This is a genomic window from Nocardia inohanensis NBRC 100128, assembly GCF_001612945.1.
Classification (GTDB): Bacteria; Actinomycetota; Actinomycetes; order Mycobacteriales; family Mycobacteriaceae; genus Nocardia; species Nocardia inohanensis.
Map to the genome: position 1 here is coordinate 1 of NZ_BDBK01000002.1, position 13,653 is coordinate 13,653.

13 protein-coding genes, 1 rRNA gene and 1 riboswitch are annotated in these 13,653 nt (G+C 68.2%); of the genes, 13 read left to right on the forward strand and 1 reads right to left on the reverse strand.

Annotated elements, in window-relative coordinates; all coding sequences use genetic code 11:
* The first annotated feature begins 57 nt into the window (after positions 1-57).
* The 5 genes from rrf (at position 58) to NI1_RS06445 (ending at position 4,535) form a co-directional block, all read left to right on the forward strand.
* Positions 58-174 (forward strand): 5S ribosomal RNA (rrf, locus tag NI1_RS06425).
* A gap of 118 nt (positions 175-292) precedes the next feature.
* The gene (locus NI1_RS06430) at positions 293-973 is read left to right on the forward strand and encodes a rhomboid-like protein (RefSeq protein ID WP_245663110.1); all 681 of its coding nucleotides are present in this window, start codon (positions 293-295) and stop codon (positions 971-973) included.
* Between the two features lie 276 nt (positions 974-1,249).
* On the forward strand, positions 1,250-3,517 hold the full coding sequence (locus tag NI1_RS06435) for an elongation factor G (protein ID WP_067817770.1): 2,268 nt from the start codon (positions 1,250-1,252) through the stop codon (positions 3,515-3,517).
* Positions 3,518-3,670: 153 nt separating this feature from the next.
* Positions 3,671-4,093: an SRPBCC family protein gene (locus tag NI1_RS06440; RefSeq protein WP_169815549.1), complete on the forward strand. Its 423-nt coding sequence runs from the start codon at positions 3,671-3,673 to the stop codon at positions 4,091-4,093.
* Positions 4,086-4,535, forward strand: coding sequence for a MarR family winged helix-turn-helix transcriptional regulator (locus tag NI1_RS06445; protein ID WP_157534987.1), 450 nt, complete (start codon positions 4,086-4,088; stop codon positions 4,533-4,535). Before NI1_RS06440 ends, NI1_RS06445 begins: the two co-directional genes overlap by 8 nt.
* Here NI1_RS06445 and NI1_RS06450 read toward each other — a convergent pair whose 3' ends face one another.
* Positions 4,536-5,363 (reverse strand): GNAT family N-acetyltransferase, encoded by an 828-nt coding sequence (locus tag NI1_RS06450; protein ID WP_067817773.1) that lies wholly within the window; start codon positions 5,361-5,363, stop codon positions 4,536-4,538. It abuts the gene before it with no gap.
* Between the two features lie 87 nt (positions 5,364-5,450).
* On the opposite strand from NI1_RS06450, the gene NI1_RS06455 reads away from it, so the two are divergent.
* The 8 genes from NI1_RS06455 (at position 5,451) to NI1_RS06490 (ending at position 13,243) form a co-directional block, all read left to right on the forward strand.
* Positions 5,451-6,077 (forward strand): HAD family hydrolase, encoded by a 627-nt coding sequence (locus NI1_RS06455; protein ID WP_245663111.1) that lies wholly within the window; start codon positions 5,451-5,453, stop codon positions 6,075-6,077.
* A 104-nt stretch (positions 6,078-6,181) separates the two neighbouring features.
* Positions 6,182-6,298, forward strand: a riboswitch (SAM riboswitch).
* A gap of 38 nt (positions 6,299-6,336) precedes the next feature.
* Positions 6,337-7,491, forward strand: coding sequence for an ABC transporter substrate-binding protein (locus NI1_RS06460; protein WP_067815534.1), 1,155 nt, complete (start codon positions 6,337-6,339; stop codon positions 7,489-7,491).
* Positions 7,492-9,327, forward strand: a complete 1,836-nt coding sequence (locus tag NI1_RS06465) for an ABC transporter permease (RefSeq protein ID WP_067815538.1) — start codon at positions 7,492-7,494, stop codon at positions 9,325-9,327.
* Positions 9,308-10,354, forward strand: a complete 1,047-nt coding sequence (locus NI1_RS06470) for an ABC transporter ATP-binding protein (RefSeq protein WP_084522741.1) — start codon at positions 9,308-9,310, stop codon at positions 10,352-10,354. The genes NI1_RS06465 and NI1_RS06470 overlap by 20 nt, the downstream gene beginning before the upstream one ends.
* The gene (locus NI1_RS06475; protein WP_067815541.1) at positions 10,347-11,090 is read left to right on the forward strand and encodes an ABC transporter ATP-binding protein; all 744 of its coding nucleotides are present in this window, start codon (positions 10,347-10,349) and stop codon (positions 11,088-11,090) included. Before NI1_RS06470 ends, NI1_RS06475 begins: the two co-directional genes overlap by 8 nt.
* A complete protein-coding gene (locus NI1_RS06480; RefSeq protein ID WP_067815544.1) occupies positions 11,087-12,118 on the forward strand; it encodes a putative FMN-dependent luciferase-like monooxygenase in 1,032 nt (343 codons plus the stop codon). Before NI1_RS06475 ends, NI1_RS06480 begins: the two co-directional genes overlap by 4 nt.
* On the forward strand, positions 12,115-12,645 hold the full coding sequence (locus NI1_RS06485; protein ID WP_084522743.1) for a hypothetical protein: 531 nt from the start codon (positions 12,115-12,117) through the stop codon (positions 12,643-12,645). The genes NI1_RS06480 and NI1_RS06485 overlap by 4 nt, the downstream gene beginning before the upstream one ends.
* Positions 12,638-13,243, forward strand: a complete 606-nt coding sequence (locus NI1_RS06490; protein ID WP_067815547.1) for a peroxidase-related enzyme — start codon at positions 12,638-12,640, stop codon at positions 13,241-13,243. Before NI1_RS06485 ends, NI1_RS06490 begins: the two co-directional genes overlap by 8 nt.
* The last annotated feature ends 410 nt before the right edge of the window (positions 13,244-13,653 follow it).

Below are 13,653 nucleotides of genomic sequence, written 5' to 3' on the forward strand. Positions count from 1 at the left end.
AGACCAATTGGGTTTACACCCAAGCGATCTGGCTCTCTGTGTCTAGTTTCATAGAGTTACGGCGGCTATAGCGGTGGGGAAACGCCCGGTCCCATTCCGAACCCGGAAGCTAAGGCCACCTGCGCCGATGGTACTGCACTCGACAGGGTGTGGGAGAGTAGGACACCGCCGGAACATCCTTCGCGAAACCCCCTGACTTCGGTCAGGGGGTTTCTGCGTTTCCGGGCACAAACCGGCGTGGCAGGGAACAAGCCGTGCGCGCGTCGCCGTTGTGCAGTTCATGGATTCGGCTGTGCGAGAGCCGGGTACGGCCCGGCCCAGGTTGCGGGTGACGCTCGGTTACCTGCTGCTCCTCGCACTCTCCACGATCCTGCTCACCGTCCTGAGCGATTCCGCCGAAACCAAAGTCGTTCTGCACGCGAGCACGAACCTGCACAACCTGCTCCGCGGCCACCTCGGCACCCTCTTCTCCAGCGCGCTGATCATCGGCGGCGGCACGGTCGCCTGGGGTGTGCTGCTCATGTTCGGCGCTCTGCTCGCCTTGTCCGAGTTGCGATTCGGCGGTCGCAGGCTGCTCGCCGTCTTTCTCGCCGGCCACATCGGCGCCACGCTGCTGGTCGCCGCCGGCCTTTGGATCGGCGTCCACGAGGATTGGCTGCCGCACAGCATCACCCTCGCCGAGGACGTCGGAATCAGCTACGGCGCTATGGCTTTGGTCGGCGCACTCGTCGCCTCCCTCCCCAGCGATTTCCGATTCCTCTGGGCAGCAGGCTGGTCCGCGCTGGCGGTCGACGCCGTCCTCTCCGGCCGCACCTTCACCAATGTCGGCCACCTGCTGGCGCTCACCATCGGCCTGGCGCTCGGCTATCGCATGCTGAAAGCCGCCGACACCCCGCATCGCCGCCTGACTTGGGTCGAAGGTGCGCTTCTCGTGATGGCGGTACTTCTGTCGGGTGCGCTCCTCATCGGCTGATCGAGGCGATCGCTTGCCCGCGGGGTGCTTTCGCGGAAAATCCCGGTGACTTGATCCCGGCCCGACTGCTACCTTGGGGACCTCAGGAAGGGAGCCGGTCATGCGTTCGTACGCTACTGTCGTGGCTCGCCCTCGCTTCGAGGTGATCCTGGTGTCTTCGCCGGCTCGGTGCCGGCTGCGCGGCCGGTACTGAGTACCCGGACCTGTTCGACCCCGTAATTCCCGGTCCGGGAATCGCGCTGTTCTGTCCAAGATCAGCACGAAGGACATATGACCGTGCGTACCAACAATTCTCGACAATCCCTTGCCGCCGTTCGTAATCTCGGCATCCTCGCGCACGTGGACGCGGGCAAAACCACCGTCACCGAGCGGATGCTGTACCTCACCGGCATGATCCACAAGCGGGGCGAGGTGCACGACGGCACCACCGTCACCGATTTCGATCCGCAGGAACGCGATCGCGGCATCACCATTTTCGCGGCGGCCGTGAGCTGCGAATGGAACGGCCACCGGCTCACCGTCATCGATACACCGGGGCACGTCGACTTCTCCGACGAGGTCGAACGGTCCCTGCGCGTATTAGACGGTGCCGTAGCGGTTTTCGATGCCGTCGCGGGCGTGGAGCCGCAGAGCGAATCGGTGTGGCGCCGGGCGGACCGGTATGCCGTGCCGCGCATCGCGTTCGTCAACAAGATGGATCGCGCGGGTGCGGATCTGGACGCGGCCGTGGCGTCGATTCGCGAACGGTTGCACCCGGTTCCGTTGCTCACCCAGTTGCCGATCGGCAGCGAAGGCGAGTTCACCGGGGTGGTGGATCTGGTGGGCATGCGTGCACTGGTCTGGGCGGCAGGGCAGGACGGCCCGGCCGAGCTGCCTATTCCGGAGCCGCTCACCGAACTCGCCCGGCAGCGTCGTCATGAGCTGGAAGAGGCTGTGGCCGAACGTGACTCCGTCGCGTTCGAGGAGTTCTGCGAACGTTCCGAGCTGTCCGCGGAAACGCTCGCCGCCGCATTGCGCGCGCTGACCCTCTCGGGGGAAGCGGTTGTGGTGCTGTGCGGTGCGGCCTACCGCAATGTCGGCATCGAACCGCTGCTGGATGCCGTCACCACCTACCTGCCCTCGCCGCTGGATCGTCCACCGGTAGCCGACCGCACGCCCGATGCCGCGGAATCGCTTGCGGCACTGGTGTTCAAGGTGCATGTCGCGCCCACCGGCCGGCTCACCTTCGTGCGCCTGTACGCGGGCGAACTGCGCAAGGGCGACGCCGTGCTGGACGCGGGCCCGGGCCGCCGCGAGCGGGTCGGCCGCATCCTGCGCGTGCAGGCGGATCGGCACGAGGAACTGGAGGTGGCGCAGGCGGGCGATATCGTCGCGCTGATCGGGCCGAAGCAGGCCCGCGTCGGTTCGACGCTGTGCGCGCCGGACGCTCCGGTACTGCTGGAGCCGCCGAACCCGACGGAACCGGTGATTTCGGTGGCGGTCGAGGCACGGAACAATGCCGACGCGGAGAAGCTGGCCGTGGCGCTGTCCCGGCTGGTGGAAGAGGACCCGTCCTTGGTGGTTCGCACGGACCCCGAGACGGGCCAGACCCTGCTGGCCGGGCTGGGCGAGCTGCACCTGGAGGTGGTGGTGGAGAAGCTGCGCCTGGAGCGCGGACTCCTGGTGACGGTCGGCAAACCGCAGGTCGCCTACCGTGAGACCGTGCTGCGCGGCGTCACCGGGTTCACCTACCGGCACGTCAAGCAGGACGGCGGGTCCGGGCAGTGGGCGCACATCGTGCTCGATGTGCGGCCGCTCGATGGTGTCGAGTCGCGGGCGGAGGTTGCCGACGGGTCTGGTGCTGGGCGGCGCGACGGTGCGCCCACCGGCACCGGCACCGGCACCGCCACCACAGCCACCACCACCACCACCGCAGCCGCCACCGCAGCTACCACCGCACCCGCAGCTACCACCGCAGCGGCAGCTACCACCGCAGCCGCAGCTACCACCGCAGCCGCAGCTACCCCCGCAGCCGCAGCCGCAGCCGCGGGTGCCGGGGGTGGAGGCTACGGCTCTGCCGCAGTCGGTTTCGAGTTCGCCTCGACGGTCGTCGGCGGCCGGGTTCCGGCGGAGTTCGTGCGCGCCGTGGAGGCCGGTTGCCGCGATGCGCTGGCAGCGGGTCCGTTGGCGGGTCATCCGGTGACCGGGCTGCGCGTGACGCTGGTCGACGGCGCGACGCACAGCAAGGACTCCTCGGAGCTGGCCTTCCGCACGGCGGCTCGGCTCGGTCTCCGGGATGCCTTGCGCGCCAGTGCGATGACGACGCTGGAGCCGGTGGTGGAACTGACCGTCACCGTCCCGGAGGAGTATGTCGGCGCGGTGCTGGGTGACCTGGCCGCCCGGCGCGGCCGGGTCTCCGGTTCGGCGACCCGTACCGGCACGGTGGTCGTCACGGCCGCCGTGCCGCTGGCCGAATTGTTCGGCTACGCAACCCGTTTGCGCAGCCGCACGCAGGGACGTGGCACCTTCACCACGCGCCCGCTCGGCTACGCCGCCGCCCCGTGATCGTCGGCGAAAACTGAATGTGGGAACCGGCTGTGGCGGCCTCTCGCCCGATACCGCAGCCGGTTCCCACCTTCCGTTGGGATTGATTGTTGTCGCGACTACGGTTACTGTTGCTGCAACAACATTTCGTTCCGATTCGGGCAGGTAGCCATGATGTACTCGTTCTCCGAGCAGGCCGTGATCAAGGGCGATGTCGAGAAGATCTGGGCGGTGGCCACGGATGTGGCGCGCTGGGCGGAGTGGGATCCGCACGAGGAGAAGTCGCGGATCGACGGTGAGTTCGCGGCGGGAACCAAGGGGTGGGTGAAGCCGAAGGGCGCCCCGGCAGGACCGTTCACGATCACCGCCGTGGTGCCGGGCGAATCCTGGACCAGCGAGGCGGGGTTGCCGTTCGGGAAGCTGCGCGGGCACCGGACCTATGAGCCGCTGGGGGATGGCACCGTGCGGGTGGCGGAGCAGGTGGAGGTGCACGGGCCGATGGGGCCGCTGTTCCGGTTGATCTGGGAGAAGGGGATGCGGGCCGACATGCCGCTGACGTTCGCGGCACTGGAGCGGGAGGCGCTGCGGCGTGGGTGAATCAGTGGCGACTCCGCGCGGGCCGCTCATGAGTCCGGGGTTCTGGCTGCATCACGCCGCATTGGAGTGGCGGGCGACGCTGGAACGTAATTTGCGGCCGCTCGGGCTCACCCCGACGCAGTTCAATCTGCTGGCATCGGCGGGGTGGCTGGGGCGGCAGGGTGAATTGCCGACCCAGCAGCAGATCGCCGATATGTCGGGGGCCGATCGGATGATGGCGTCCAAGGTGATTCGCGCGCTCGAGGAGCGGGGACTGCTGCTGCGGCATACCGATCCGGGGAACGCCCGGATACTGCGGGTCGAGGTCACCGATGCGGGAAAGGCTCTGGCCCGCAAGGCGATCAGGGTCGCCGTCGACACCGATGAGCAGCTCTTCGGGACCGCAGGAGAGCAGCTGCGGGAACAGTTGCGCCCCATTGCCGCTCATCGCCTGCCGTGGTGATCAGGACTTGACCAGCATGGCGCGCGGATAGAGCAGCGCGAACCCCTTGGCCTGGGCATTCTGCTGAGATTTCGAGGCGGGCTGGGTGGTGAGGGTGGCGATATCGCAGCCGGCGGCGACGGCATCGGCCAGGCGGGTGGTGAGCAGCGCCGATTGCACGCCGCGCCGTCGATGCGCGGGAATCGTTGCGGCCCCGGTCAATTGGGCCACGCCTTCGGCAAGGCGCAGGCTCGCGCCGCCGGCCGGAACACCGTCGTGGTGGGCCAGATAGTGGAGGACTCCAGCGGCGCCGGCAAGGTCGCGCACCGCGTTGGCGATGATCTCGGCCGGGAACTCCTCATGAGACGCGAGGCCCTGGGTGTCGGGGTGGGAGAACCCGTCCGCGACCAGACCCAGCCAGGTGTCGAATTCGCTTTCGCCACTGCGGGATACGACTACATCGGCCGGCAGAGAAGTCGCACTGAACCCGGCGAGGGCCAGGCCGAGCACGTTCTCGTAGCCGAGCAACCGGTATCCGCGCCCGGTGAGCAGCTCACCGATGGCGGGGTCGGCCAGATGCGACAGCTCGACCTGAACGGGCGTATCCCGTTTCGCGAACTGGGTTTCGATCTCATCGAGCTCGGATTCGCTCGGTACGCCGTCGAATCCGAGCCCCGCCACCTTGTTCAACGGTGACCCGGGTTCGGCGTAGCTGGCCATCCCGCCCGCGACCGGAATCAGGAACCCGCTGCCGTCTCCCCGGCGCAGGTGCGCGGCCGCCGCACCCTTGGCGACCAGATCCGTCTCGACGCGTTCGATCCGTGCGCCGAGCTCGATACCGCAGAACAGCGTGCCCCGATCCGTCATGGCTGCGAGCCTAGTTCGCGCCCGAGCCCTGCCGCCTCCGGTTTTCCGCCCGGTCCGTAGGGTCGAGCCGTGGCTGTTGATCATTCGACCGGGCTGGTGGTCGGCTTCGACCTGGACATGACCCTGATCGATTCCCGGCCGGGCATCGCCGCCGTCTGGGATGCGGTGGCGGCCGAGACCGGCGTGCCGATCGATTCCGCGCTGGCGGTCTCGCGCCTCGGCCCGCCCTTGCAGATCGAGGCCGCGCACTGGTTTCCCGAAGACCAGGTTCCGGCGGTGGTCGCGCGTTATCGCGAGCTGTACCCCGGCCTGGCCATCGAACCGAGCCGGCATCTGCCCGGGGCGGACGATGCGCTCGCGGCCGTGCACAAGGCCGGCGGCAAGGTGCTGGTGATCACCGCCAAGAACCAGCCGCAGGCCCAGCTGCATGTGGATCACCTGGGGATGGATGTGGATGATCTCGTCGGCGGGGTGTGGGCGGAGGAGAAGGGCGTGGTGCTGCGCGAGCACGGCGCGCGGATCTTCGTCGGCGACCATCTCGGCGATGTGCGCGGTGCGAAGGCGGCCGGTGCGGTCGCGGTGGCCGTGACGACCGGCCCGTACTCCGCCGAGGAGCTGTCGGCCGCGGGCGCCGATGTGGTGTTGCGGGATCTCACCGAATTCCCGGCCTGGCTGGCCGGCCATCTGAACGACTGAAAGCCCGGCGCGACAGCGCGTTCGGCACCGCGGCACCCGGCTTTGGCGTCAGGGTGATTCGAACGGTGTCGATGTCGCCGACCTCTCATTACTCTCTGCCGCACGGTCACGAGTATCAGCATGTTCGAGCCCCGGCTCGCTGATCGGCAACCCTCGCGCGGCGGTGGGGTGCCCCGGGTGACGACCAGGCGGTGTCCGACCGGGCATCGCAAGCGCTTTCATGCCCTGCCGTCGCGCGGGTGAGTCACAGAGGGACAAGATGAGCAAGCAGTGGTCCGGGTCGCGTCGGCTCCGGCTGGTGGTGGGTGTCGCGTCGGCGGCATTGGTGGCGGGACTGGTCGCGGCGTGCTCGAACGGCACGTCCGGCGACAAGGGGACGGTGTACTTCGGGGTGTCGGGCCCGAAGACGGGGGCTTCGGCGGAGTACGGGCGGCTCTGGCAGCAGGGGTTCGACCTGGCGTTGGACGAGATCAACGCGGCGGGCGGGATCGACGGCAAGAAGGTCGAATTGAAGTGGGAGGATTCGCAATCCGACCCGAAGCAGACGGTGCCGATCGCCACCAAGTTCGTGGGGGACTCCTCGATCATCGCGGAGTTGGGTGACTTCTCCTCGCCCGCTTCGATCGCGGCGTCGCCGGTGTACAACCGAGGCAAGCTGGTGCAGTACGGCTTCACCAACTCCTCGACCGATTTCACCAAGGGCGGCGACTATTCGTGGAGCCCGTCGATCACCCTGGATGTGTTCCAGGAGCGCAATGCGCAGTGGGTGTCGGCGAAAGCCAAGAAGGTTTCCGTGGTGTACCTCGAAACCGACTGGGGTAAGCAGGCTTTCAAGTTCTTCGAGCAGTACGCGAAGGAGAAGGGCATCGAGATCGCCTACTCCTCGCCGATCCTGCCGGACTCGCAGGACTTCCGGCCGGTGCTGATCAAGGGGCGCGATGCCAACCCGGATGCGTTCGTGCACTTGGGTTATGGGCCCGATGGCGCACTCGTGGTGAAGCAGCTGCGGGATGTGGGCTTCAGCGGCCAGTTCTTCGGCGGGCAGAACACGCCGCAGTTCATTTCGCTGGCGGGCACCGCGGCCGAGGGCGACATCGTCAACGGCGTCTTCTCCGCATCGGATACCAACCCGAAGATCCAGGCGTTCGTCGGCAAGTTCAAGGCCAAGTTCGGCACCGATCCGGGCGACTTCAACGTCTACGCCTACGACGCGCTCAATGTGCTGGTGAAGGCCGCCAAGCAGGGCGGGGCAAGCCGTGAAGGCGTCCTGAAGGGCCTGCGGGAGATCAAGGACTTCGACGGAATCGGCTTGGGCACTTTCGCTTTCGATCAGACCACGCGGCGTCCGAGCGGTGTGAAGCCGATCGAGCTGGTGCTGAAGAACGGGCAGTTCGTGCCCACCGGGAACAAGTAGATGTTCGACACGCTCATCGCGGGTCTGGTCCACGGCAATGCGTACGCGCTCATTGCCGTGGGCATCACGCTGATCTTCGGCGTCAGCAATGTCATCAACTTCGCGCACGGGGCGATCTTCGCGTTCGGGTCGGTGTTCGGCTGGTGGCTGATCGCCGAGCACGGATTGCCGCTGTGGGCGGCGCTGATCCTGGTGGTGGGGGCGACCGCGCTGGTCGGGGTGGCCATCGACGTGCTGGCGGTGCGGCCGCTGCGGCGCGCGCCCGCCATCGCGGCGTTGCTGGCGACGGTGGCGGTCGGGCTGATCATCGAGAACGTGGTGGCCATCGTGTTCGGGCCGGACACCCGGCCGTTCCCGCAGGTGTTGTCCACCAATAACTTCCAGGTCGGTGGGGTGCGGTTCGGCACCTCCGACGTGGCCATGTTCGCCATCACCATCGCCGTGATGGCCGGGCTGTGGGCGTTCCTGCGCTACAGCCGGCACGGGCTGGCCATTCGCGCCACCGCACAGGATCCCGATGCCGCCGCGCAGATGGGCATCGGGGTGGGGCGGGTGCAGTCGCTGGCCTTCGCCATCGCGTCCGGGCTGGGCGGGCTGGCGGGTATCTTCGTCGGGCTCTACAACTCGAATATCTCGCCGACCAGCGGCGGGGTGGTCGGCATGACCGGGTTCGTGGCGGCCACCATCGGCGGGCTCGGGTCGATTCCCGGGGCCGTGGTGGGTGGTTTCGTGCTCGGGCTGGTGGAGGCGTTCGGCGTCTACACCTTCGGCGACGGATACCGGGACCTGATCACCTTCGGGCTGCTGGTGGTGTTCCTGGTGCTGCGGCCGGGCGGGCTGCTGGCCCGGCCGCCGGCCATCGAATCGGAGCCGTTGACGGGGACGTTCCTGGGTTCGGGGCGGCAATTGCGGGTGCGCTGGTGGCATGCGCTGATCGCGTTCGGTGTTGCGGGACTGGTGATTCCGGCGGTATCCAACGATTACGGGATCTCGGTCGGGACGCAGATCGTGGCGTACGCGATCATCGCGGTGTCCATGACGCTGGTGGCCGGATCGGCCGGGCAGCTGGCCATCGGGCAGGCGGGGCCGATCGCGATCGGGGCGTACACCTCCGCTGTGCTGACCACCTCGCACGGCTGGTCGTTCCTGCCCGCCGTCGTGCTCGCGGGAATCGTCGCGGCCGTGCTGTCTTCGGTGCTGGCCGCGCCGCTGTGGCGGCTGGGCGGGCACTATGTGGCGATCGCGACCCTCGGAATCGGCATCGTGACGGTGGCGTTGATTCGCAACTGGGAGCCGGTCACTCGCGGCAGCTACGGCATCTTCGGAATCCCCGCGCCCTCGCTCTTCGGCTACGAATTCACCACGCACACACAGATATTCCAGCTGGAACTGGTGGTGCTGGCGATCGTGCTGGCGGTGATCGTGGGCGTGCAGCGGTCCCGGCTGGGGACCGTGCTGAAGTCGATCGGCGCGGATGAGGTGGCGGCCCGGTCGGCGGGCGTGCCGGTGCGCGACTACAAGGCGCTGGCCTTCGCGATCGCGGCGTTCTTCTCCGGGATCGGCGGGGCGCTGCTCGCGCACCAGTACTCGTACATCGATCCCACCGTCTTCAACCTGCCCATGTCGCTGCTCGTGGTGACCATTCTGGTGCTCGGCGGGACCGCGTCGCCGTACGGCGCGGTGCTCGGCGCGGTGATTCTGATCGGCGCGCCCGAGGCGCTGCGTCTCGCCCCCGAGCTGCGAATCGTGTTGTACGGCTTGGTCTTGCTGCTCGTGGTGCGATTCCGCCCGCAGGGCATCCTGGTGAGGAGGGAACGTGTCCCCGTCAACGCCTGAACCCGTCCTGAAGGTGACCGGGCTACGGCGCTCGTTCGGCGGCGTGCACGCCGTGGACGGCATCGACCTGACCGTCGCGCCCGGCGAATTCGTCGCGATCATCGGCCCGAACGGTTCCGGAAAATCGACCACCATCAATCTCATCTCCGGCGTCCTGAAACCGGATGCCGGTGAAGTATCGGTGCACGGCAAGCGGATTCGCCCCGGCAAGCCCGAAGCCGCGGCCGCCGCCGGTCTGGCGCGCACCTTCCAGAACGGTCGCGTCTTCGGCAACCTGACCGTCCGCGAGAATGTCGATGTCGGCCTCCAGACCACTCTCACGGCCGCGCGCCCCCTGCGCTCCCTGGCGAATCTGCCGGTGCTGCGCTGGGTCTCGCTGCTGGCGGAACTGGCGGTCGCCCTGGTGCCGACCCCGGCCGCGCGCGCCGAACGCCAGGCCACGGAGGCGCGCATCGACGCCCAGCTGGCCCGTTTCGAAGAGCGCCTGACCCCGCGCGCCGAGAACCCCGCGTACACGCTCTCCTACGCCAACCGGCGCCGCACGGAGATCGCCCGCGCCCTTGCCCTGGAACCCGACCTGTTGCTCCTGGACGAGCCAGCGGCCGGCATGAACCAGACCGAGACCGCCGAAATCGGCAGGCAGCTGGCCGAACTGAAGGCCCAGGGCCAGACCGTCCTGCTGGTCGAGCACAAGATGGACATCGTCCACGATCTCTCCGACCGTGTCCTGGTGCTGGACGAAGGCCGCGTCATCGCCGAGGGCACCCCGGACGAAGTGCTCAACGACCCACGCGTCATCGAGGCGTATCTGGGTCGCAGCCGTGCGGGGCACACCGCGCCGGAGGCATCTCCCGCGGCCGGCGAGGAAGGGGACGACCTGGCCGGAGCGGATGGGTCTGCCGATTCCTCGACTGACCGGGTCACCGCGCCTTCGGCGGATGTCGGCGCGGGCGGAGTTCCGGGCCGGGCTGGGACGGGCGGCGCTTCGGCGGCGCGCAGCGCAGGGAAGGTGACGGCGGATGCCTGAGAACGAGGCCACGCCGCTGCTCGAATTCGAGCGCGTCGTGGTGCATTACGGGCCGTCGAAGGCGCTTGATGAAGTGTCTCTGAAGGTCCACCCGGGTGAGATCGTGTCGTTGCTCGGTGGCAATGCGTCCGGCAAGTCGACCACCATGAAAACGGCGCTGGGGCTGTTGAAGCCGACCTCTGGCGCGGTGCGGATCGACGGGGTGGATGTGAGCAGGACGCCGCCGTCGGCGCGGATCGCGGCGGGGCTGGCGTCGGTGCCGGAGGCGCGCAGGGTGTTTCCGGCCATGACCGTGGAGGAGAACCTCTATGTGGGCGGGTATATCCGGAAGGAACGCCGCGCCGTGCTGGGGGCGCGCGCGGCGGAGATGTTCGAGCATTTCCCGCGATTGGCGGAGCGGCGCAAGCAGCGGGCGGGCACATTATCGGGCGGGGAGCAGCAGATGCTGGCCTTTGCTCGAGCGCTGATGAGCAAGCCGCGGTTGATCTGCATGGACGAGCCGACCATGGGGTTGTCGCCGTTGTTCGTGGATCGCGTGCTCGACGAGATCGCGCGGCTGAACAAGGAACTCGGGCTGGCGATCCTGATCGTGGAGCAGCAGGCGGAGTTGGCCTTGAGCATCGCGCACACGGCGAACGTGCTGCGGACCGGGAAGATCGTATTGCACGGTCCGGCAGCGGAATTGGTGGGTGATCCGGCGGTGCGGGACGCGTATCTGGGGAAGGTGACGGTATGAGTGTGCAGGGCACCGAGATCCGGCGGCTGGGGTTCTTCACCCGGCTGGTGCGCGCCGATGCGAGCGAGGACTCGGCGCAGGTGTATCGGGAGGCGCTCGAACAGTTCGACCTGGCGGAACAGCTCGGGTACGACACCGCGTGGGTGGCGCAGCACCACCTGGATCCGGCGGAGGGCGGGTTGCCGTCGCCGTTCGTGTTCCTGGCGCATGCGGCGGCGCGCAATCCGCGGTTGCGGCTGGGGACGGCCATTGTGACGCTGGCGCTGGAGGATCCGGTCCGGGTGGCCGAGGACGCGGCGGTGCTGGATGTGCTCAGCGGCGGTCGCCTCGAATTGGGTTTCGGGGCAGGCGGTTCCAAGCATGCCTTCGAACTGTTCGGGCTCGGCGATGCGGATCGGCAACACATCTATGCGGACAAGCTCGCGAAAGTCGTCGCGGCACTGGATGGTGCACCGCTGGTCGACGGACGCGTCCTGAACCCACCGGCCGGCGGGCTTCGGCATCGGCTGTGGCAGGCCACCTTCTCGGCGAACGGTGCGGAGCGGGCGGGACGGGCCGGTGACGGCTTGCTGCTGTCCAAGGCGCAGCCGCGTGATCCGGCGAACGCCGAGGCCACGCTGTGGGAGATCCAGCAGCCGTTGGTGGAGGCGTACCTGGCGGCCTTGCCGGCGGGCGCGGAGCCCCGAATCGGCGCTTCCCGAGGCGTTTTCGTGGCCGACGACCATGACGCGGCTGCCGAGTTCGCCGAGCGCGGCGCGGAGCGGTTCCTGGAACAGTTGCGCCGCAACCACGTTCCGGACCTGGCGACCACGGTCGAGGAGGTGCTGCGGGACTCCTACTTCGGCACCCCCGACGAAGTGGCCGAGCAGCTCTCCGCCGACACCGCGCTGCTGCGCTCGACCGATTTCATCGTGCAGGTGCACCCGGTCGATCCCGGCCATGCGGCGACCCTGCGCTCCATCGAACTCATCGCCACCAAGGTTGCGCCGCAACTGGGTTGGCGAGCCGACGAAAGGAACCAGCAGTGAGCGAGACGACTGCCGTCGCGCCGGCCGGCGACACCGGCGCGGCCGGGACCACCGCATTCACGCGGCCGGTGGGCGCTCGGCCCGCCGATGTGATCGACGCGGTGCTGGGCGACCGCGCGGCCGCGGTGCGCGAACTGCGGCAGGCGCGCCCCGCCGTGGTCGAGCACACCCAGGGTGTCTACGACGCGCTCTTCGACGGTCCCGGTGCGGCCGCCGTCGGCCGGGAACGCTTGATCGCGGCCGCCGTGGCCGTCGCGGAACTGGCGGGCGCGCCCGAATTGGCCGCGCACTACGCCGGTCTCGGCACCACCCCGGTGGCGGGTGATCCGGTGCTGGCCGCCATCCTGCGGCACGCCGCCCGCGTCACCAGCGCCCCGGCCGCCGTCACCCGCGCCGATATCGACGCACTGACCGCCGCCGGACTTTCCGAGAGCGACATCGTGACCGTCGCCCAGCTCATCGGATTCGTGCACTACCAGGTCCGGCTGCTGGCCGGCCTCAGCCTGATCGGAGCATCGCATGAGTGAGGTGCGCAGCGTCGAAATCGACCGGCGGCCAACGGGGTTCACCCAGGAGCAGCTGGATTGGGTGCCGTGGGTGGAACCCATCCGGCTGGCGGACGCCGATGAGGCGCAGCGGCCGTTGCTGGAGGGTGACCGCGGCATCGGGCCGTACTTCCGTTTGCTGGCGCGCAATGCCGAAGTGCTGAGGCATCGCAGCGCCAACGACAAAGAGATCTTCTACGGCCGGACCGGGCTGGGGCGCGCGGAACGAGAACTCGCCGCCACCATCACATCTCGCCATAACGGCTGTGAATACTGTGCGTCGGTGCATTCCCGATTCACCACCGCGCTGTCCAAGCGCGGCGCCGATGTGCAGCGTTTGCTGGATGAGGGCAACGGGGTGCGGATCGATGAGAAGTGGGATGCGGTAATCGATTTCGTGGACGCGCTGGCGGCCAATCCGCCGCGTGCGGAACAGGCGCATCTGGAACGGCTGCGCGCACTCGGATTCGGCGACACCGAAATTCACGATCTGGTGCTCTCCACGGCCTCGTTCTCCTGGGCGAATCGGCTCATGCTCACCCTCGGAGAACCGGAGGTCCCGCGGCCCGCCGCGGACTGAAAACACCTTTCCAGCCATTTTCCGGCGCTCCGGTATCGCACGCGCGGTACCGGAGCGCCGTGCTGCAACAAGGGTTGTCCACGAGCTGATCGCGGCCGGATTCACGAGTCCGCGGGCGAAGTAGCCACGGCGATGCCACCTTTCGGCCGCTGCGCGGGAGTGGAGTTGGTGGCGATGGGCCCGGCCCCGATACGGGGGTCGGGCCCTTTGTCATGTCCGGGGGACGGGAGTGGTTCCGGGGCTGGTCGCCACGCGCGTCGCGGCGACTCGCGGAATAAGTTCTAAAAATATCCTAGAAAAGTATTCCGTCCAGTTCGTCCGCTCTGTATCGTGTGGAACGGCAAACGATCAGTGACTTTCGGGTCTTTGCGACATCGGACCGCGTGTCTCCCCCCGGACCCGCGTTCCGA